This is a genomic window from Teichococcus aerophilus, assembly GCF_014490485.1.
Classification (GTDB): domain Bacteria; phylum Pseudomonadota; class Alphaproteobacteria; order Acetobacterales; family Acetobacteraceae; genus Pseudoroseomonas; species Pseudoroseomonas aerophila.
The window spans coordinates 1-19,872 of the sequence record NZ_JACTVA010000029.1 but is presented as its reverse complement, the minus strand read 5'-3'; the positions used below and the strand labels follow the sequence as shown (position 1 = coordinate 19,872).

Genomic DNA, 19,872 nt, shown 5'->3' with positions numbered 1-19,872 from the left:
AGCCGTCGCAGCCGTCGCAGCCGTCGCAGCCGTCGCAGCCGTCGCAGCCGTCGCAGCCGTCGCAGCCGTCGCAGCCGGAGGAAGGGGCGGGTATTGCCAGTCCTGCGCAAGCCCCGGATGTGTCGCCGCTGCCGCCGCTCAAGCAGCCTGTGCCGGATACCAGGGTCGAGGACCTGGCGCAGGCGGTCCGTTCGGCCGCCGCCGCGCCGCACTGCGCCATGCTGTCGGCGGAAGCGCGGGGGGAGAGAGGCCGCATCACCGGCCCTGTCAGCCGGGAGGACGCGGAGAGCGTCTCGGCATCGCTACGCCGGGAGGGCGTGCCGGAGGACATGGTGCGACTGGACCTCCAGCTATTCACCGGCCCGTATTGCGATATCGGCAGGGTGCTGCAGCCGTTCCTGGCAGCACCCGGCGCCGGGCCGCAGGTCAGGGTCGATGGTGCAAACCCGTTGTCGCAGGGGGATTTGCTCCGGCTGGACATCACCATGCCGGATGCGCCTTCCCTTCTCAGCCTTTACTACCTGACCAATGACGGCAACGTGGTTCGCCTGACCGTGCCGGAAGCCCAGGCCGCCGGCGCACGGCTCCGAAAGGGCGATCCGGGCCCGGGCTTCGCCGGTTGGGTGCTGGACGAACCATTCGGCACCGACGTGTTGCTGGCCATCGCGTCCGACCGACCAGTCTTCCCAGCCGGTAGCCCCGCCATTCAGAGCCTGGACAATTGGGTGCGGGAAGCGGGCACCGCGTTCCGTTCGCTCCGTAACGCCGGTGGGCGGGCCGAGATCCGGCCGCTGGTCATCCAGGTCGCGCCCAGGCGCTAGGCGCGGGACATCACGGCACTCAGCTGGGGTCGATCGGCAGGCCGCCGTCGAAGGTGGCCCTGTCCCGCAGCATGTCGCGCAGGTCGTCGGCCTTGTCCTCGGTCAGCCCGGCCATGTCGGGGCTGAAGAAGCGCCGGTCGGGCGTGAAGAGGAGATAGGCCTGCATTTCCGCGGCCATGAGATCGTCGTTGCCGGTGTCGTAGCCCTCACGGCCCAGGAAGGTGCGGAAGGCGGCGCGCTCCTGCTCCGTCAGCGCCTCGTGCCAGGTGCGGCGGACATGGGCACCGTAGAAGGGCAAGGTGAAGTCGTGGCCATGGCCGATCTCGTGCCGCAGCGTGGTGCGGCGGGCCGCCGTGTCGACATCACCACCCGGTGCCACGATCGAGATCAAGGCCACCTCCCCCGTCCGTTCCCACTGCTGGGCGAGCCGCAATTGCTCCGCCACCCAGGCTTCCCCAGCGGTCAGGGCAACCCCATCCCGTGCCGCGAAGGCAAAAAACCGGGCGAGATCGGAACCCCGGTAGTCGTGCCCATAATAGTAGTGGTCCGCCCGCTCCCCCTGGCGTGCGAGCACGACCTGCATCTCCGCCTCCGTCAGCACACGGTCGCGTGGCGTTCCGGCTTTCTCGACGAAGGCCGCCACGCGGTTGAGCGCGGCGCCCTGGCTGGCCAGATCAGGGAAGTCCAAAACGAAGATGCGCGGATTCTCGGCCAGGCGCAGCAGCACAGGGCGGTCGGCGCGATGTGCGGCAATGGCGGCTTCGTCCAGCAGCGGCACAGTGGGCGGGGCGGCAGCTGGCTGGCGTGCGGGCGGTGTATCCAGCGGCAGGGCCAGTGCCTGTGGCGGCGGGGAGATCTCGGCATCCACGACGGTCGCGGGCGGAACCGGCGCCGCTGCCTGGGGCCAGAGCCACCACCCCGCCAACCCCGCTGCTACCATGGCCGCGCAGCCGAGCACGGGCCAGCCGAAGCGAACCGGGCGTGGCGCTGCCCCGGCGGGTTGAAGTCCGCGCGCCGCCTGGGCCGGTGGCAGCCGGACGGTGTCGTCGGAACTATCCGCCAAGTTTGACCGCCGTCTCACCCGCTGATGTTCAGGACCTGAACGCGGCGGTTCCTGGGCTCGGCGGTCTGCTGCGGCGTGGGGACCAGCAGCTGGGTATCGCCATAGCCCACAGCCTCAAGCCGCGCGGGGCTCACGCCGTAATGGCGCACCAACAGCTCCCGCACCGCCAGGGCGCGGCGGCCGGACAGGACTTGGTTCACGTCCGCAGAGCCAACGGTATCCGTGTGGCCTTCGATCCGAAACCGGTAGGGCGCCAGGCTGGGGGTATTCAGCGCCTCGCCGAGCGGAGCCAGGGCACGGATGGCTTCAGGCGCCAGCGTCGCGGACCCGGTGGCGAAACGGACGGTGATCGACACGGCAGGCACATCCACCGGCGCCGTTGTCAGCCGTGGAGCGGTCTCGACCGGCGCCACGCTACGCTCGGCATGCAGGCCCGCATCAGGGGATGCAGGCGCCATCGGGTCCGAGGCGTCGGCTTCGCCGGGCTGGGGCGCGGAGGCTGCCGGTGCGTCGTTGCCCGGCAGGCGGATACCGCGTGTCCGGGGTCGCAACTGCTCGACCAGCTTCTGCGCTTCCTGGCCCACGGTGCCGGTGGACTGCGCCAAGAGCGGCGCGGGCACGGCCAGGACGCCCACCAGCAGGAACACGCCCAAGAGGCGGACAGGGGTGGTCATCATGGGCCGGCTCCTTCGCAGCGGGACAGCCCTAGCACGCGGGCGGGGCGATCCCAATTCAAGCTCTCGTCGGTCATAGGGCGGCCTCGAACACCGCCTCGGCAGCGTCCCGCACACGGGGCTTTGCCGCGCCCATCCAGGACGACCAACCGAGCTGCGCACCGCCCCCCAATGTGGTGGCGGGAACCTCAGCCGCCGCCAGCACGAGATTGATGCCGAAGCCGACATCCAGGCCGACATGCAACCGCGCCAGCGCCACCAAACGGGCATGACCAGGCGTGCCGGGCAACAGTGCATCGAAAGCCGCGCGGGGCAACGGCCCGATGCGGATGACGAAGCGAGACTGCGCGTCCCAGACCTGGGCACCCAGCGCGGTGCTGACGCCCAATGCGTTATGCTGGCCAAGCGCGCCGAGGCGGCTGCGTTCCGTATCCGGCAGGCGCAGCCAGCCACCGGCGAATTCCTGTAATTCCACCGGGAAGCCCGCCTCCTCCTGCAGCATGGCGCGCAACCGCCCGGCCGAGCGGGTCCGCGATGCCAGGTTCCCGGCATGAAAAAGCAATGCTGCTTCGGGGACACCGGCCCGCTCCTTCAGATGCGGCGTGCCCAGGCCGATGGCTGCCGACAACGCGGCTTCGGCGGGTGCCGGGTCACGGGTCGGGCGATATTTGCGCCCGGCCGCCGCCCACAGCCCGGCGAAGCGGCCGCCCAGCAGATCCAGAAACGCATGCAGCGCCTCGGACCGCCGGCGGTTCTCCTGCGCGACAGTCGCGGTGTGGTGCCGTGGCAGCACGCCGCCGGGGCCGATCAACCCGAACGCGCCGAGCGTCATCTCGCGCCGTTCCGGGGCCACGGCTTCGATCGGCGCGTCGGGATAGGTCAGGCGCGCGGTGGAGCGGAAGCACAGGCCACGCGGATCGCCACCCTCCGCCAGGATATCGATGCCTTGGTCGAGATCGAAACACTCCGGCTCTGCCTGCAGCCTGTCGCGAGGCGATGTCACAGCAGCACCCGCGTCCCGCTACGCGGTGCCCAACGCGCCGCGACGCCTCCCCTGCCCCGCAGGATAACGGCGGTGCGCGTAAACGCATTGACCGAGACCTGCAAAGCCAGGAAGCGCTCCAGCACAGCGGCCAGCAGGTGCAGGCCGCCCGCCTGCCAGCCGGCGGGATCGAAGCCCAGGGTCACGTCGAGGCCCCGTACAAACGCGCCGGCCCGCCCACCTGGCAGGCGCGCAACGCCCGGCTTCGCATCGACCGCGACGAGGGCCGCGATGGCGGCACGGGTTTCCGGCGTATCGCGCAGATCGTGCAGACGAAGGATTTCGCGCAAGGCCAATGCGCCCTGCTCGCCGCCAGTGATGCCGAGGTGATTGAGCGCCAGATGCGAGATCAGCTTCCAGGCGCTGCGGTCGCCCAGCGCGGGCCGCAAGGTTGGCGTGGGGGCGGAAAGGCATTCGGCACCATCCAGAGAGATGCCACCGTCGACGATGCGCAGCAGCGGTTGGCCACCGCCGAAGGGCAGCATGGCCGGCAGGTCCCGATTGCAACACAATGCATCGATGCTGAGAACAGCGTCGGCCGGGCGGGCGGCATCGAAGGCGGCGTCACGCAGAGCCAGGGTCGTATGCGTGCCGCCCAGCGGTGCCGCAGCCGGGCGCCGCAACGCCAGATAATGGATGTCGCCAGTTTCCTCAGCTGCTTCCGCGCGGCCGAGACGGTGGAACGGCAGCACGGCGCGCCGGCTGCCATCCGGCCTGCTCTCCCGCACCCGCTGGACGGAATGCACCTCCAACGCGGAAGGCCGTCGTGCATCGGGCATGACCGGCCATTCGCTGCGGGTGCCGTCCAGCGCCACAGGCTCGCAGCGCGTCGGGAACAGGTTGATGGCGGGTGTGCAGCCCAGCGCGAAGCTCTCCGCGGACACCGAACGTTCCAGCTCCGGCGAGGCGCGGGAGAGCCAGATGAACACCTCCATGCGGTCGCCCTGCTGGACCAGGCTGCGCTGGTCCAGTCCGTCCAGGTCGAGATACAGGAACTTATCCGGAAACGCCGACCATTCCGTCAGCAGGCGGTATCCATCGAAGGCACGATGCGGCCAGGGCAGCGCGGCTTGCTCCGCCTCGAAACCCGCCGGGCGCAGGCAACCGGGCGGCAGAATGGTGGGCGCCGCATCCGACCGGCCATCCGCCAGCGCCACGGACAGCACCGACTGGCTGAGCAACTCGTGTAACAGCGCCGCCTGGGCACCCTGCCCGCGCAGATGCAGCGTCAGCCGGTCCAGCCCCAGTTCGGCCATCGGCAGATCCGGCGCGATCGTCCGGAAGGTGAGGCGCAGACAGGAAGCGGCACCCGAGGCGGCACGGTTAACCGGTGCGTTGATCGGCAGGCCGGTCAGGCGCGCCTGTTCCAGCACCAGCGGCCACAACGTCACCTCATGGCAGGTGCGGAAGCGCACCGCCTCCCCCCGCACCGGCTCGGTCTCCACCGCCAATCCGCGTGCGATGCGCAAGGGCGCCCGCAATTCGGCCGACGGACGCAGGCGCAGTGTCGTCATGGAAGGCACCGGCGCCAGCATCTGCGGCGACAGCATCTCCAGCAACGCGTCAGAAATTTCCGGTAGTTCGTCGTCCAGCCGCTGCTGCGCACGCGCGGCCAGGAACGCGACACCTTCCAGCAACCGTTCCACATAGGGATCATCGGCGGTATCTGCCGAGACGCGCAGGCGGGCGGCTACTTTGGGGTAGGCGTCGGCGAACTCGCCAGCGTCCTGCCGCAGCGCGATCAGCTCACGGTTGTAGTAGGGAAGCAGGGATTCGCTCACTGCTCCCGCACCGTCACGTCAAGGGTGGCAGGGCGCAGCACGGTTTCGAAGGCGATCTGCTCCGGCGCTGGGTCCGTGCGCAGCACCGCGTCCACGCGCAGCCGCAGCGTCCGGTCCAGCGCCTCTCGCCGGGTGTCGGAAACCGTCACGGAGATGGATGCGAGGCGCGGCTCGAAGCGGCGCAAGGTGACCTCCACCTCGCGTGCCAAGGCCTCGCGTGACTCCTCTGTCGTGAAGCTGCCGGCCGTGGGATCAGGCACGCCATAGCCGAGCGACGAGACCTGAAGCTCGGCCAGGCCTGCAGGTAGGGGCACGCGGCGACGGCGGGCATTCAGCAGCGCTTCCACGTCACGGCGCACCGCGCGGCGCATGGCCTCGATCGCCATGGGCTGGGTCGGCGCGGGGTCGGCCGGTGCCGAGGGGTCCGCATCCAGCAAGCGATCCAGCAAGGGCAGATAGATGCGCCGCGCTTCCCTCATGCGAAATCGATCCGCGTCACCTCGGTCGCGGCGACGGCGTCCTCGCCCGCCAGCCACAGACGCAGGCCGGTACCACGCACCGGACCGCCATCGTCCGACCACTCGGTCTCCCGGCCCAGGCGCAAAGCGTCCGTGCTACCGAGGCGCGGATACAGCATGGGCATGAAGACGAGGCCTTCCGTGCCGTCCCGCAGGACCAGGCTGCAGCGGCGCCACAGCATATCCCGTGGCCGCCGTACCGGATCTAACACCAGGCTGGCGACGCGCTCCAACGGGACGAGCAGGTTGTCACCGCCTGTGGTCAGAATCTCCAGCTGGGGCGATAGCAGATCATCGACATCCCGGAAGTCGTCGAATGGCATCCCATCGACGGTACCGGCGATACGGGGCCGCAAGGTCTCGGCCTCCGCCGCACTTTCCAGCGCCGCTGCCGCTTCGCCTGCCCGATGCAGCGTCAGGGCGCGCAAAGCCGCACGCTGCGCGGGCGTCGGGTCATCGGCCTGAAACTGCGGCAGCCGACCTTGGGTATAGACCTGGTGCCGCTGCTCATCGGCCCGCAGGAGACGGCGGAACTCCAGCACAGCAGGGCCGGGACGATCCTCCAGCACGGCGGCCAAGGCCTTGTCCGCGCGCTCGACACCGCCCGAGAACAGGAACATCTCGGCCAACAGCCAGCGCAGGCCAGGATCGAGCGGCGCGGACCGCACGGCCGCGATCACGGCCTGCGTGGCACCTTGCAGATCGCCGGCATGCAAAGCGGCGCCCACCGGGTCGTGTGTGGTGCTCATGCGGCTACAGCTCCCGGTGCCTGAAGATCGGTGACCAGACGGAAGGCGGCACCGACCTCGTCCAGCTGATAATGGGGCTGCAGGTGCAGCACGCAGCCATAGGTACCGGGACGCCCTGGCTGCTCCCGCACCTCCACACGCGCATTGCGAAGCGGGTAGCGCGCCGCCGTCTCACCGATGGCGCTGCCGGACGAATTGGTGAAGCCCGTCAGCCAGCGCTGCAGCTGCCGCTCCACCTCCTCCGGCCTCCGGAACGCACCGACCATGTCGCGTCCCATGACCTTGATGCAGTGGGCAAAGCGGCTCACGCACAGGATCGCGTTGAACTGGGTGGAGAGGCGCTGGTTGGCCTCGGCGGCCTCACCGTTCATGCGTGGCGGCCTGTGCAGGCCAGGCGCGGCCGCGAATGTCAGCTCCGGCAGGCCTTCGAGCCCCAGGAGCGGCAACATGCCTGCTTCCACCAGTTGCCGTTCCTGCAAGTCCGTGAGAGCCACTTCGATGGGTGGGCGCGGCGGTGCGCCGGGCGCGTCACCTGACAGGCTCTCGTATGGTAGGGCATCCACCACACCGCCCTGCGCCTCCGGCGCCACGGCCGCGCCGCGCAGATCGGCGGGCCAGCCGTAGCGGGCGAAGGCACGCATGACGACCGCACCCATGGCGTAGACCGGACTGGTCCACACGCGCACGCCCAAGCGATGGGGCGGCCGGAAGCCATCGGTCCGTGCGCATTCGTCCACCCAAGGGGGCCGGGCCAGCATACGGGGCAGCAGGACGGACACGAAACGCGCATCCTCCCGCGCTTGCAGATTGCGCCAGCGTTGCCGGTCGGCGCCCGCCAGGACTTCGGTCAGGTCGAGCGCAGCCCCTGCGTCTGCGTACTCGTCCAATCCAAAAAGCTGCGGGCTGGCGGTGATTGCGAGCGGCGCGAAGGCAGCGGCGGCCACCGCTGCCAAGGAATCCAGCCCGCCGACGTCATCCGTCGGATGTCCTGGCGCCGGGGCATGCCGCATTTCGTAGTCCGCCAACAGCAGGCCGAACGGCTCGCCGCCGGGGCGCCCGAACTCCTCTTCGTAAATGGACTTGAAAAGGTGGGACTGATCAAACTCCGCAGCACGCTGGAAATCACGGCAGAGCTCTGCCCAACGTGCCGCCATGATCCGCAGCTTGATGCGCGCCGCATACGGAACCCGCGCGGCCAGCCAATGCAGGCCGCGCCACGAACCTTCCAGCCGACCGAATCGGGGATGCGCCATGCAGGCGGACAGCTGCGCGCTGATCAATCCGTCGATCGCGGCGATATCACGATCCACCGCCTCGCGGATTGCGTCGATATCGCTGAATGTCCGATCACCGAACCAATGTCGTAACCTGGGTTCAGCCACGAACGCCGCGACGGCTTCCGCGCCTGCGGCGTGACGGGCGCCGAAGAAACGCCCCGCCAACACATCGTCTCGTAGTGCAGGCGAGGCAGTGGCCATCATGCCTTATGGGGAATGCGGGCGACCATGCGCATGGACGTCGTCAGCTCCTCCATCTGCAGCCACGGCCGCATATAGGCGACCGCGTTATAGACGCCGGGCTTGCCGGGGACTTCCCTCACCTCAACCTTGGCCTCGCGCAGCGGGTAACGCGCCTTGCTTTCGGACCCAGCATTCTCGTTCGAATTGACGTAGTTCTTGATCCAACGATTCAGCCAGACCTCACAATCAGACGCTTCCAGGAACGAGCCGATCTTGTCCCGGCCCATCACCTTCAGGAAATGCGCGAAGCGCCCGGTCGCCATCAAGTAAGGCAGGCGAGCCGAGATGGCGGCATTGGCAGTGGCTTCGGGACGATCATACTTCTTCGGCTTCTGCACCGACTGCGCACCAAAGAACACCGCATGATCGGTGTTCTTGTAGTGGCAGAGCGGGAGGAAGCCGAGGGCGGACAGCTCTGCCTCCCGCCGGTCAGTGATCCCGATCTCGGTCGGGCACTTAGCATCCACATCGCCATCATCAGAAATGAACGTGTGGTTCGGAAGGTTCGACACCTTGCCGCCGCCCTCGGCGCCACGGATGGCGACGCAGAAGCCGTTCTGCGCGAAAGCATCCGTCAGGCGTGCGCCCATGACGTAAGCGGCATTCATCCAGCAATATTCGTCATGCTGCATCTGCCTGGGCCGCCCTGCCGCGTCGGCCGGCGCTTCCTCGTACCCGAACTCGTCGACCGCGGCGGTCTGCGCGCCATAGGGCAGCCGGGCAATTACGCGGGGCAGCACCAGGTTGACGAAACGGCTATCTTCGGTTTCGCGGAAGGCGCGCCACTTGGTGTATTCGGCTGTGTCGAAGACCTTGGCGAGGTCGCGTGGCTTGGAGAGATCCCGCCAATCATCGAACCCGAACATCCCTGCCCCCGCCGCCGAGATAAACGGTGCGAAGGATGCGGCCGCGACGTTGGAGACCAGCCGCAGCGTCTCGACATCGTCAGGATGGTTCGTCCATTCATAGTCACCGATCAGCGCACCATAGGGCTCGCCGCCCGGCATGCCGAACTCATTCTCATAGAGCTTTTTGAATAGCTGGGACTGGTCGAACTCAGTCGCCCGCTGCAGGTCCCGCGACAGCTCCCGCTTGGAGGCCTGAAGCAGACGCAACTTCAGCGAATTCCCGGTTTCGCTGTTCTTCACCAAGTACTGCAGGCCACGCCATGATCCCTCCAGCTTCAGGAAGCGCTCATGGTGCATCACCGCGTTCAACTGCTCGCTGACCTTGCGGTCGATCTCGGCGATAGCGCGGTCGAAGGTCTGCTGCAGGTTGCGGCTGAAGCTGACGGTACCCTTCAACGCCTCTTCGGTCAGTGCCTTGATCAGGTCCTGGGCACGGTCACGCTCCGTCTGGCGCGTGGCACCCAGCACCTGGTCCAGTAGGCCGGGTGCGGCATCGGTCTTGGTCGCCTGTGCTGCGGCGGCCGCCTTCTGCGTACCGCTCATGCCTTCGGCCCCTGATTCAGCCCGAGCTGGCCTGACAACGCTTCCAGCTTGGCTTTGTCCTGCAGGACATCTTCCAGCAAGGATTCGAGTTCTTCCGAGCGATCGACCTTGCTCATCAGATCGCGCAGCTTGGCGCGCGTTTCCAGCAGCGCCTTGAGGGCCGGCACCTGCTCCGCCACCCGCTGCGGCTCGAAGTCCTGCATCGAGCGGAAGGAAAGCTCCACCGCCATCTGACTGCCATCACCGGCCAAGGTGTTGTCGACCTTGAGGTTCAGGCCGGGCTGTACGCGGGCCATGACCTCATCGAAATTGTCACGGTCGATCTGCACGAACTTCCGCTCGGCCAGCGGCTTCAACGGCTCACGCGGGTCGCCCGCAAAGTCGCCCATCACGCCGACAACGAACGGCAGCTCCCGCTCGATCTCCGCGCCCTCGGTCTCTACCTGATAGGTGATATGGACGCGCGGCTTGCGCACACGCGCCAGCTTGTCGTGAACGCTACCGCTCATTGAAGCAATTATCCTTCCGGCTGAAGAAGACGTCTTTGTCCGTAACGATGGAGCAGAGAAAGCTAGACCGCAAGCTACCAGACAATGCCTTTCGGCGCCCCATCACTGTCACTTGAAACGCCCTGTTCTGAAGTGCTTTCGCGGGCTGTGGCCGGCGCAGCGGCAGGGGCGGACATCCGATGAATGCCCAGCATGCTCAACATCGCGTGACGAGCACCGGGGTCGGACAGGACTTCCTCCAGTAAGGCAGGCAATGGCAGCCGCGCACGCCTCGCCAGTGTCTCAAGCGAATAGGACAGGGGAGAGTGCGGCTCCGTCCGGCGGAAGAAGTGCGCGAGCTCTTCGATGCGCTCGATAGCCTGCTCGCGGGATGATGTCGCCTCGATGACAGTTGAGGCAGCGGACGGCGCAGCAGGTGCAGACTCTCGCCGCTCCGCAGAAGCAGGCGGCTCACTTGCACTTTCAGGTGGCCTAGCGTCAGGCACCAGTGCAACTCCACCGAACCGTGCCGACAATTCCGCCAGCGCATCCAGCACATCCGTGACCCGGCGCGTGGACGGGGCCAGGTCCCCGAAGCGGGCGGTGGCCTGCACGTCAAACGCGTTCCAGGCCGCACGGGCTTCCGCAACCCCGCGGCCAAGTGTCGGCCACACGGACTTGGCTGAAGCGGCCTCGCGCTCCAGCAGAGCCAGTTCGGGGACGCCAGCGCTGTACCTGGCCTCCCTCCGGGCTGGGTCGGTCAGGGCAGCGGTCTCTTCCGAGAGCCTCCAGGTATAGAGCGAGACCTCGCCGCCATTGGCCCGGGTGAAGAGCGGCATGCGGCGGAGGGGCTGCAGCAGGGTACCATCCGCCGCTGCCCCGGAGAGGCCTGCCAGCGGCGCGGCCCTACTCTCCTGGCCGTCCTCATCGGGAAGTGGAAAGACGTGATCCCAATACTGCTCTAAAAGACCTGCCAGCAGCCGCGCCGAATCGCGAAGACCCCGCATCCCATCCAGTCGCACCATCGCTTCCGCGAGCCAGGCCGCGATCTCCAGATCCTTCGTCTGCTCAGCGAGGCACAGCAGGCCGAGTTGCTTCACGTCACGCCATTGCTGCGGCACCGCGTGATCGTCTTCGGCGGCATCCTGTGCGCGTTCCGCGGCCCGGGCTTCGGCCCGTGCATCCCGCAGCTTCTGGTACAGGGAGTTGGCGGAGTAGTCCTGCCGCAGGTCGTGGCCGGCGCCGCCTTCTCCATGCGGCAAAGGACTCAGCATCGGCATCCAGTCGATTCCGTCATCCATCCCGGACTATCCGCCTTCTTCCTTTGCAAGAGCGCGTGAGGCTGCGTCTGTCTGCGCACTCATCTAGGCCGGACCGGTTGCCGCGACCATAGCTTCTGAATAAGGAGAAGCTCAAGAAACGAGGAGCACATCCGCGCATGGTGGCAGTGGACCTGAAGTCGCTGGTCGGGCGGCTGAATGATATGTGCCGCCGTCAGTTGGAAGCCGCTGCCGGCCTGGCGCTCTCCCGCAGCCATTACAACGTGGAACTGGAACACCTGCTGCTGCGGCTGACGGAGCACTCCGGCTCCGAGGTCTCGGCCATCCTTCGCGCAAGCGGGGTCGATGCAGGTCAGGTCACCTCAGAACTGACACGGGCTTTGGACCGGCTGCGCGTCGGCAATAGCCGGGCGCCTTCGCTGTCTCCCGATATCGTGAGCTGGCTGCGTGAAAGCTGGCTCCTGGCATCGCTCGAAGGTGGCTCCGCGCAGCTCCGCTCCGGTCACCTGCTCGCCACGCTGCTGTCGGATGACGCGCTGCGCCGCACCATGGGTGATAGTGCTCCAACGCTCCTCAAGCTGTCCGCCGAAGCCGTGCGTCGCGATCGCGAGACGCTGGCGGCGGGAAGCGAGGAAGCCGTCGTGGCCGATGCCGCCGTACCCACGGATGCCGCCGCCCCGCGAACTTCAGGCGAGGGCCCGCTCGAGCAGTTCTGCAGCGACCTGACCGCACAGGCGAAAGCGGGCAAGATCGACCCGATCCTCGGCCGTGACGATGAGATCCGGCAGGTCATCGATATCCTGACACGGCGGCGGCAGAACAACCCGATCCTGACTGGCGAACCCGGCGTGGGAAAAACCGCAGTGGCGGAGGGGCTGGCGCTGCGGATCGCGCAGGCCGATGTGCCGCCGGCACTTCGGGATATTCGCCTCCTCTCATTGGACCTTGGCCTCTTGCAGGCAGGCGCCGGAGCGAAAGGCGAGTTTGAAGGCCGCTTGCGCGGCGTCATCGATTCGGTGAAGGCCAGCCCGCGCCCCGTCGTGCTCTTTATCGACGAGGCGCACACGCTCATCGGCGCCGGCGGCCAACAGGGCCAGAACGATGCGGCGAACCTCCTGAAGCCCGCGCTGGCCCGAGGGGAATTGCGGTGCCTCGCTGCCACGACCTGGGCTGAGTACAAGAAGTATTTCGAGAAGGACGCCGCGCTGACCCGCCGCTTCCAGGTGGTGCAGGTGGGCGAGCCGTCGGAGCCGTTGGCCGCTGCCATGCTGCGCGGGCTGGCCGCAACGCTGGAGAAGCATCACGGCGTCCGCATCCTGGATGAGGCGGTGACGGAGGCCGTGCGTCTCTCCGCCCGCTACATCCCGGCCCGGCAGCTACCCGACAAGGGCGTGTCACTGCTCGACACCGCCTGTGCCCGCGTCGCCATGAGCCAGAGCGCGCAGCCGGCCGCCATCGAGCATCGCCGCCGCCGCATGGATCTCATCGATACGGAGCTGGTAGCTCTGACGCGCGAAGCCGCCGCTGGAGCGGACCACACCGGCCGCAGCGCAGGTCTTGCCGAAGAGAGAGACCGGCTCACGGCAGAGTTGGCCGCCCTGGATGCGCGCTGGAATCAGGAGAAGGAGCTGATCGAGCGGCTGCGCCAGCTTCGGGAGCGCGCCGAGGCGGACGATGCGGCGGCACGTGCCGAGTTGCCGCCGTTGGCGCAGCAGCTCCGTGAGCTGCAAGGCGAGGAACCGCTGGTGCATCCGGTCGTGGACGCGCAGGCCATTGCCGAAGTGGTGGGCACCTGGACCGGCATCCCGGTCGGGCGGATGCTGGGCGACGAGATCCGGGCGGTGCTCGAGCTGAAGTCCAAGCTGGAAGAACGCGTGATCGGCCAGCCGCACGCGCTGGAGGCTTTGGCCCAGACCATACGAACCCACCGCGCCGGGCTGACTGACCCGCGCAAGCCCGTCGGCGTCTTCCTCATGGCCGGCACGTCGGGCGTAGGGAAGACGGAGACGGCGCTAGCCCTCGCCGAATTGCTCTATGGCGGCGAGCAGAACCTAACCGTCATCAACATGAGCGAGTTCAAGGAGGAGCATAAGGTCTCGCTCCTGATGGGGTCGCCCCCCGGCTATGTTGGCTATGGCGAGGGCGGCGTACTGACCGAGGCGGTGCGCCGGCGTCCCTATTCCGTGGTGCTGCTGGACGAGATGGAGAAGGCGCATCCAGGCGTCCAGGACGTCTTCTACCAGGTGTTCGACAAAGGTCAGATGAAAGATGGCGAGGGCCGCGACATCGACTTCCGCAACACCATCATCATCATGACCTCGAATGCCGGTAGCGACACCATCGCCAGGCTGTGCGCTGATCCGGAGCTGGCGCCGGAACCGGCGGAACTGACGGAAGCCCTACGGCCGGATTTGCTGCAATGGTTCAAGCCGGCCTTTCTCGGGCGCTGCAACGTCGTCACTTATTATCCGCTGGCGCCCGACATCCTGCGCCGGATCGTTGCCCTGAACTTCCGCCGTATCGAGCGCCGGCTGCGCGACGCCTATGGGGTGACGTTGCAGGTCGATGACAGCGTGCTCGACTCCATCGCGGAGCGCTGCAAGGAAGTCGATAGTGGCGCACGCAACATCGAGGCGATTCTGACGCGAACGCTACTTCCTGAGCTTTCTTCACGCATTCTTGCAACCCTCATGGAAGGCAAGTCCATCACGGGTGTGGCACTGGCCGTGGGCGAGAACGGCGACTTCGATTACGACATCAGCGCACACGCGGCGTAGCCGCCGCCGTTATGCGATCGAGGGGTTAAGGAGACCACCATGGCCATCTACATGAAGTACCAGGGCGTCGACGGTGAGAGCACCACGACCGGCTACGAGAAGCAGATCGAGCTACAGTCCTTTCAGCTCGGCGTCGGGCGCGGCATCTCGACCGCACGTGGCACGTCCACCCGTGAATCGTCCGAAGCCAGCGTCAGCGAAGTGACGGTGACGAAGCAGACGGACGGCGCCTCCCTCAAGCTGTTCGAGGAGTCGCTTTACGGCAAACTGGACCATGAGGTAATCATCACCTTCGTGCGTACCCAGACGGGCGGCGGCGTGCAGCCCTACCTGCGCTACACCCTCACCGGTGCCGGCGTCAGCGGCTTCTCCCTGACCTCGGGCGGGGACCGGCCGCAGGAAAGCGTCAGCCTGAACTTCGACAAGATCGAAATGACCTACGGCATGATCGGCGACGATCAGACCGGCAGCAACGCCTCCACCGCCTACGATCTCGCGACCGCCAAACGGTCCTGACAGCCGGTTGGGCGGGGCCAGTCCCCGCCCTTACCGCCTCAGCGTGTCTTCCGCCGCCGCGTGGCGCAGAACGACAGCGCTCACATTATCCCGCGCTCCTGCTTTCACCGCCTCGCTCACCAGCCGCTTGGCATCAGCGCCCTGGCGCAGCAACTGGCCGATCGCGCTTTCCGGCAGCGCCTTGAACAGTCCGTCGCTGCACAGCAGAAAGCTGTCGCCCGGCACCAGTGCGTCGGACACCTTGTCCAGCCCCGGGCCACCCTCACCGCCACCCAATGCGCGCAGGATGACATTCGCCTGCGGGTGCCGCTCGGCAGATTCCGCGTCCAGCTCACCACGGTCGACGAGGTCCTGCACCAGGCTATGGTCCCGCGTGAGGCAAGCGAGTTGGCCGTCGCGCAGCCGGTAAGCGCGGCTGTCGCCGGCCCAGAGGCAGGCGAAGTGGCCGCTGCGGATAACCAGCGCCACCACGGTGGTCGCCATCACGCGCCCTCCGCCCAGGGCGGCGGCGCGGCGCCGCAGTTCCGCGTCGGCGGCGCTCAGACGCAGGCGTAGTTGCGCCAGCATCTCGGCGGCGGAGAGCCCGGCAGGTATGCTCTCCATCGCAGTGGCGGCGGCGGCGGCTGCGATGTCGCCACCGCCATGCCCACCCGCACCATCCGCCACCGCCCACAGGCCGAGGTCGGGACGCTGGACGACCACGTCCTCGTTCCGGCTGCGGATGGTGCCGGCATGGGTGCAGGCGTCGGATCGGAACACCGCTGTCATGCCGGCGCGTGCCCCAGGAAGCGTACGAAGTGGCGCCGCGGCGGCAAGGCGGGCACCGGCCATTCCATGGCGGCGTTCCACCAGCCTTGCATGGTGCCGCCCGGCATGTCCGGCAGCGACGGCGCCCAGCCGTCAGGGTCCAGGCGTCCTGCCACGGCCTCGGCGGCCATCTGCTCCACAGCCGTGAACCACGCCGGGGCGGGCGAGGCTAGCGGAGCCGCGATGAGCAGCGGGAAGCGCCGGCCCACCGCATCGCGTGACGGCGCCATGACGCCGGCGACCGGGCCGGCGCCACAGGTAGCCGCCGGTAGAGCGAAGCTCCAAGGCGGCATCGCGTCCCAGGCCTGGGTGAAATCCGCCTCGCCCAACTGCTCTCTGGCTTGTTGGATACCGGCTGCAGCCCAGTGATCCCAGGCCGCCACGAGGTCCGCCGGCAATCCACGCCGGACGAAATCACCCCGTACGGGCAGCTTGCCATAGAGGCCGAGCGTCACGGCGCCAGCACCGGGCAGCGGAAACGGGCCAGCTCGGCTAAGTTGAACGGATTGACACTGCTGCCCGCGCGCAACTCGAAGATGGCACCGCGGTCGCCGTGCGAGACGGTCACCCTGTAGCGCTCCCCCACCAGGCGTTGCAGCGAGGATTGCCGCCCCATGACCAGCCGCAGAGAGGACCAGCCGCCATCCAGGGTCAGCGCACCGGCCGAACCGGCCGGCTCGAAGGTCAGCGTCAGGTTGCCGCGTGCGGGCCAGGACAGCAGAACCGGGCGGCCGCCCCCTGTCGGCGGCAGTTCGTTGCGGACGCCATCGGCCTCCAGCACCGCGCTGTTGGAGGCGACGTCCAGCCCCTGCGGCAGCAATTCGAACCGCAGGCCGGAGCCGGCAATGCCGGGGAAGAACGCATCCCGGATTGCCTGGGCACGCTGGAACTGCGCCAGGTCCGCAGCGGTGACCGGCGGCGCCAATCCGTCGGTCGCCATGGGCCGCCAGGGGTTCTGGGTGGTGTCGGCATAGGGGCGGATGTTCTGGGCGAAGAACTGGTCCAGCGCGCCGCCAGGGGCGAAGAGGCGCGTGAAATCATCAACCGGCACGTCGGCGCCATCCCGCCGCAGCGGGAAGCGGCCCTCCACCGCGCGGCATAGCGGCGCCAGCTGTTGCTGCGCTACCGCGGCAATGGCGGCCTTGGCGCCGCCGGCACGCGCCTGTTGCGTCGATTGCGCCAGCGCGCGCAGCCACTTCGCCAGCGGCTCCGGCTGCCGCGCGGCATCCGCCAGCAGGCGTTGGCCTGGGTCCAGCGCACCGGCGGCCGATGGGGGCAGCGCCGTGCCGGGCGGCAGGGACGCGAGGCGCGCCACCTGCACATAGAGTTCGCTGATGCTGCGGAGGATGTCCTCCAGCGGTGCCCCCGATGCTTCGCGTAGCGCTGCGAATCGGGCCTCCACCAGCCGGCCAACCTCGGCGGCCGGGCCGGTGGGCACAGCAGCGCCGCCGCCTGGGGGCGGCGCCCGCTCCGCCACCGCGCTGGGCGCGAGCTGCCGCGTTATCGCCCGCAGCAGGTCGCGCAATGGCGAATTAGGTGCGCCCAGGACGTTCAGCCCCTCAGCCGCGGCCGGCAGCCCCGCGAAGGGCGGCAGGACCAGATCGTCCAGCAGCGCCTGCCATGCTTCGCCATACTCGTGGACGTAGAGGGCCAGGACGGCCGCCTCCAGCCGTGCGGGGTCCTCGGCACCGATGGCGCCCGCTTCGGGTCCCAGTACCCAGCTTTCGCCCGCGGCAGCCTGTACGGCGGCGGGCAGGTTGGGCAGCAGGGCCTTTTGCAAGCCGTCCAGCGTGTAAAGGCCGGGCACGCCATCGGTCAGCGGACGGCCGGAGGCTCGCAGGAAGAAGCGGCCGCCCCCGGCCCCCAGCGCATCGGCCGGACGCCACGGCGCCACCGCCTCACCCGCTGGGCGCAGGCGGGAATAGACGCGCTCGGCCATCGGCAGGCGGGAGAAGACCCGGCGGGCCGTATCCACCAGCGCGCCATCCACCGGATAGGTTGCGAAATCCTGCGTCAGCAACGCGTCCAGGTGGCGCAACAGCGCCTCCCGCTGCGGCTGGTGCAGCGCGCCCGGATAGGCCTGGGCGAAATCCGCCGCCAGCCAGGCCCGGACCAGCCCGGCATCCAGCGGACCCTGGCGGCCCAGCATCAGGTAGACGCGGGTGGCTTCGTAAAGCGTGTCGGCCCGTTGCAGGCTGGTGCGCAACTGTTGTTCCAGCCTGGCCAGCAGGCGCGGCAGAAGGGTGCGGTCCAGCGCATGGCGGTAGGCGATGCGGCCGCCGGCGGCCAGCTTGTCGGTCTGGTCCAGCCCAATGCCGTTCTGGTTCGGCTCGCCCGCCATACGGGGCAGGTCCCGTGCAGCGTCCAGATACGGCAGGGCGCGCAGCAATTCCCCGTCGGTCACGGGGTCGAAGGGTATGCCCTGCGCCGCGGCCTCGGCCTTTGCGGTGGCGTCGGCCATGACGCCGGCGCGGCGTTGCTCCGCCGCATGGGTGGTCCAGCCCCAGGCGCCGCCAGCCAGCATGGCGATGATCGCCAATCCCCAGATGCCGGCGGCCGCGATCCTGCGGCGCCGCTCCGCCCCGCTATCCCGTGCCGCCAGCTGGGCTTCGCGGAACACGACCTCCTTCAACAGGCGGCCCAGGAAGAAGCTGCGGGCCTGCTGGCCCGACACCTGCGCCACGCGCCGCCCATCCAACCCGAAGGTGCGAGACAGGGCACCGGTCAGCCGGTCGATCGGCGTGCCTTCCTGGGTGGCAGAGGTGAAATAGACGCCGCGCAGAAACAGCGCCGGGTCCATGCGGGTACCGCCGAAGGCGGCCTGGGCGAAGGCAGCGACGGGCTGTTCCAGCGACGCAACCTGGGCCGGGAAGCCGGCAATGGCGGCGCGCTGGGCCGGCCCGCGTTCCGCCTGCAGGCGTTCCAGCAGCCGTTCCTGCAGGCGGGCCAGCAGGGCCTGGAACTCGGCGCCGAAGCGCCCGGTGGCACCCTCCGGTCCCGTCTGGGCCGGGAAGGTGAAGCCCCAGACCTGGTTGCGCTTCTCACGGTCCAGGTCATCGAAGGTCTCGGTGAAACCGGGCAGCAGGTCGGTCTTGGTGAGCAGCAGGTAGACCGGCAGGCGCTGGCCCAGCTTTTCCTCCAGCTCCTTGATGCGCCGGCGGACCGTGCGGGCATGCTCCGCCCGCTTCTCCGCATCGAGGCCGGAGATCAGGTCGATGCCGAATGCGACGATGACGCCGTTCAGCGGCTGGCGCGGCCGGGTGCGGCGCAGCAGGTTGAGGAAGCCATCCCAACCGGCTTTGTCGGCCGACGCATCGGAATCCTGGGTGGTGTAGCGCCCGGCGGTATCCAGCATCACAGCGCGGTCGGACAGCCACCAGTCGCAATGCCGGGTGCCGCCGACGCCGGGCACCTTGCCCTCCGCCAGCGGGAATTCGAGGCCGGAGCGGGCGATGGCAGTGGTCTTGCCGCTGCCCGGCGGGCCGATCAGCACATACCAGGGCAGTTCGTAAAGGTAGGCGCCCTTCTTCGCCGCGCTGCGCCGCAGGGTATCCAGCGCGGCCGAGAGGTTCTCCCGCAGCGCCGCGGTTTCCTCGGCGCAACGGTCGGCCATGGGTTCCGCCGCCGCCACGGTCAGCGCCTTGTCGCGCGCCCGGCGCTGGCGGACCCGCCAATAGGTCAGCGCCAGATAGACCACCACCACCAGCAGGCAGATCACGGCGCGGGACCACGGGTCCTCGAACGGCCGGACGGTGCCGAAGCCCAGCAGCGGCATGAACATCCACAGTACCGGCATCAGCACCAGCACCGCTGCCAGGCCGGCCAGAGCCGGGATGGTCGCGAAGGCGGAGATCAGCGTCTCCATCTCAGCCGGGCCTCCGGTTCAGCACCAGTACCTCGATCCGCCGATTGGCCTCCCGGCCCTCGGCGGTGCGGTTGTCGGCCACCGGTTCGGTCTCGCCCCGTCCCTCGGCATGGAAGCGCTCGGCAGGCAGGCCGGCGGCGCGTTGGATCACCTCCATCGCCGCCTCGGCCCGCGCCTGGGACAGGTGGAAATTGGATGGGAAGCGGACGGTACGGATGGGCTGGTTGTCCGAATGGCCGAGGATGTCGGTGCGCCCCGCATCCTCCTCCTTCACCGCTTCGCCGATCCGCGCCAGCAGAGGCTCGAACTCCCGGTTCAGCGTGGCGGAGCCGGAGGCGTACATGCCGGTTCCCTTGATCCGCACCAGGGTGCGCTGCACGTCGCCAGAGACGGCGACCAGGCCCTGGGCGATCTCGGGCGCCAGGAACTGGCGCAACCGGTCCGCCAGGCTGGGCCGCGGCGCGGCCACGGGGGCCGGCGGGGGCGCGGGCGGCACCGGCGGCGCGGTGCGGGCAATGGC

At 68.5% G+C, this 19,872-nt stretch carries 16 protein-coding genes and 1 pseudogene; 3 read left to right on the top strand and 14 right to left on the bottom strand.

Going from position 1 to position 19,872, the window contains the following annotated elements:
- Positions 1-821: pseudogene (locus IBL26_RS15585) on the top strand (DUF4384 domain-containing protein); the annotation flags it as partial.
- Positions 822-840: 19 nt separating this feature from the next.
- Here IBL26_RS15585 and IBL26_RS15580 read toward each other — a convergent pair.
- The 10 genes from IBL26_RS15580 to tssA all read right to left on the bottom strand — a co-directional run bounded on the left by IBL26_RS15580 (position 841) and on the right by tssA (position 11,408).
- Positions 841-1,884, bottom strand: a complete 1,044-nt coding sequence (locus tag IBL26_RS15580) for a hypothetical protein (protein WP_187785426.1) — start codon at positions 1,882-1,884, stop codon at positions 841-843.
- A gap of 14 nt (positions 1,885-1,898) precedes the next feature.
- Positions 1,899-2,561, bottom strand: a complete 663-nt coding sequence (locus IBL26_RS15575; RefSeq protein ID WP_187785425.1) for an OmpA family protein — start codon at positions 2,559-2,561, stop codon at positions 1,899-1,901.
- Positions 2,562-2,631: 70 nt separating this feature from the next.
- Entirely contained in the window at positions 2,632-3,561 is a 930-nt protein-coding gene (gene tssG / locus IBL26_RS15570) for a type VI secretion system baseplate subunit TssG (RefSeq protein WP_187785424.1), read from the bottom strand.
- The gene (gene tssF, locus IBL26_RS15565) at positions 3,558-5,381 is read right to left on the bottom strand and encodes a type VI secretion system baseplate subunit TssF (RefSeq protein ID WP_187785423.1); all 1,824 of its coding nucleotides are present in this window, start codon (positions 5,379-5,381) and stop codon (positions 3,558-3,560) included. The genes tssG and tssF overlap by 4 nt, the downstream gene beginning before the upstream one ends.
- Complete coding sequence (gene tssE, locus IBL26_RS15560) at positions 5,378-5,860, bottom strand: type VI secretion system baseplate subunit TssE (protein ID WP_187785422.1); 483 nt, start codon at positions 5,858-5,860, stop codon at positions 5,378-5,380. Before tssE ends, tssF begins: the two co-directional genes overlap by 4 nt.
- Positions 5,857-6,648 (bottom strand): type VI secretion system accessory protein TagJ, encoded by a 792-nt coding sequence (locus IBL26_RS15555; RefSeq protein ID WP_187785421.1) that lies wholly within the window; start codon positions 6,646-6,648, stop codon positions 5,857-5,859. Before IBL26_RS15555 ends, tssE begins: the two co-directional genes overlap by 4 nt.
- Positions 6,645-8,129, bottom strand: a complete 1,485-nt coding sequence (gene tssC, locus IBL26_RS15550) for a type VI secretion system contractile sheath large subunit (protein WP_241749431.1) — start codon at positions 8,127-8,129, stop codon at positions 6,645-6,647. The genes IBL26_RS15555 and tssC (IBL26_RS15550) overlap by 4 nt, the downstream gene beginning before the upstream one ends.
- Positions 8,126-9,619, bottom strand: a complete 1,494-nt coding sequence (gene tssC / locus IBL26_RS15545) for a type VI secretion system contractile sheath large subunit (protein ID WP_187785420.1) — start codon at positions 9,617-9,619, stop codon at positions 8,126-8,128. Before tssC (IBL26_RS15545) ends, tssC (IBL26_RS15550) begins: the two co-directional genes overlap by 4 nt.
- Positions 9,616-10,128, bottom strand: coding sequence for a type VI secretion system contractile sheath small subunit (gene tssB, locus IBL26_RS15540; RefSeq protein ID WP_187785419.1), 513 nt, complete (start codon positions 10,126-10,128; stop codon positions 9,616-9,618). The genes tssC (IBL26_RS15545) and tssB overlap by 4 nt, the downstream gene beginning before the upstream one ends.
- 74 nt (positions 10,129-10,202) lie before the next feature.
- Positions 10,203-11,408, bottom strand: a complete 1,206-nt coding sequence (gene tssA / locus IBL26_RS15535) for a type VI secretion system protein TssA (RefSeq protein WP_187785418.1) — start codon at positions 11,406-11,408, stop codon at positions 10,203-10,205.
- A 137-nt stretch (positions 11,409-11,545) separates the two neighbouring features.
- Here tssA and tssH point away from each other — a divergent pair, with 137 nt between their 5' ends.
- Together tssH and IBL26_RS15525 are read left to right on the top strand one after the other, a co-directional pair.
- Positions 11,546-14,164, top strand: coding sequence for a type VI secretion system ATPase TssH (gene tssH, locus IBL26_RS15530; RefSeq protein ID WP_187785417.1), 2,619 nt, complete (start codon positions 11,546-11,548; stop codon positions 14,162-14,164).
- A 39-nt stretch (positions 14,165-14,203) separates the two neighbouring features.
- Complete coding sequence (locus tag IBL26_RS15525; protein ID WP_187785416.1) at positions 14,204-14,680, top strand: Hcp family type VI secretion system effector; 477 nt, start codon at positions 14,204-14,206, stop codon at positions 14,678-14,680.
- A gap of 30 nt (positions 14,681-14,710) precedes the next feature.
- On the opposite strand, the gene IBL26_RS15520 is transcribed toward IBL26_RS15525, so the two are convergent.
- From IBL26_RS15520 to tssL, 4 genes are all read right to left on the bottom strand, one after another.
- Entirely contained in the window at positions 14,711-15,448 is a 738-nt protein-coding gene (locus IBL26_RS15520) for a PP2C family protein-serine/threonine phosphatase (protein WP_187785415.1), read from the bottom strand.
- Complete coding sequence (gene tagF / locus IBL26_RS15515) at positions 15,445-15,942, bottom strand: type VI secretion system-associated protein TagF (protein WP_187785414.1); 498 nt, start codon at positions 15,940-15,942, stop codon at positions 15,445-15,447. Before tagF ends, IBL26_RS15520 begins: the two co-directional genes overlap by 4 nt.
- On the bottom strand, positions 15,939-19,352 hold the full coding sequence (gene tssM / locus IBL26_RS15510) for a type VI secretion system membrane subunit TssM (RefSeq protein ID WP_187785413.1): 3,414 nt from the start codon (positions 19,350-19,352) through the stop codon (positions 15,939-15,941). The genes tagF and tssM overlap by 4 nt, the downstream gene beginning before the upstream one ends.
- 1 nt (position 19,353) lies before the next feature.
- A partial coding sequence (tssL, locus tag IBL26_RS15505) for a type VI secretion system protein TssL, long form (protein ID WP_187785412.1) occupies positions 19,354-19,872 on the bottom strand: 519 nt, incomplete at its 5' end.

Coding starts and splice junctions, on each gene's coding strand:
- IBL26_RS15575 (WP_187785425.1), bottom strand. CDS start 2,561: ATGATGACCACCCCTGTCCGCCTCTTGGGCGTGTTCCTGCTGGTGGGC.
- tssE (WP_187785422.1), bottom strand. CDS start 5,860: ATGAGGGAAGCGCGGCGCATCTATCTGCCCTTGCTGGATCGCTTGCTG.
- IBL26_RS15555 (WP_187785421.1), bottom strand. CDS start 6,648: ATGAGCACCACACACGACCCGGTGGGCGCCGCTTTGCATGCCGGCGAT.
- tssC (WP_241749431.1), bottom strand. CDS start 8,129: ATGATGGCCACTGCCTCGCCTGCACTACGAGACGATGTGTTGGCGGGG.
- tssC (WP_187785420.1), bottom strand. CDS start 9,619: ATGAGCGGTACGCAGAAGGCGGCCGCCGCAGCACAGGCGACCAAGACC.
- tssB (WP_187785419.1), bottom strand. CDS start 10,128: ATGAGCGGTAGCGTTCACGACAAGCTGGCGCGTGTGCGCAAGCCGCGC.
- tssA (WP_187785418.1), bottom strand. CDS start 11,408: ATGGATGACGGAATCGACTGGATGCCGATGCTGAGTCCTTTGCCGCAT.
- tssH (WP_187785417.1), top strand. CDS start 11,546: ATGGTGGCAGTGGACCTGAAGTCGCTGGTCGGGCGGCTGAATGATATG.
- IBL26_RS15525 (WP_187785416.1), top strand. CDS start 14,204: ATGGCCATCTACATGAAGTACCAGGGCGTCGACGGTGAGAGCACCACG.
- IBL26_RS15520 (WP_187785415.1), bottom strand. CDS start 15,448: ATGACAGCGGTGTTCCGATCCGACGCCTGCACCCATGCCGGCACCATC.
- tssM (WP_187785413.1), bottom strand. CDS start 19,352: ATGGAGACGCTGATCTCCGCCTTCGCGACCATCCCGGCTCTGGCCGGC.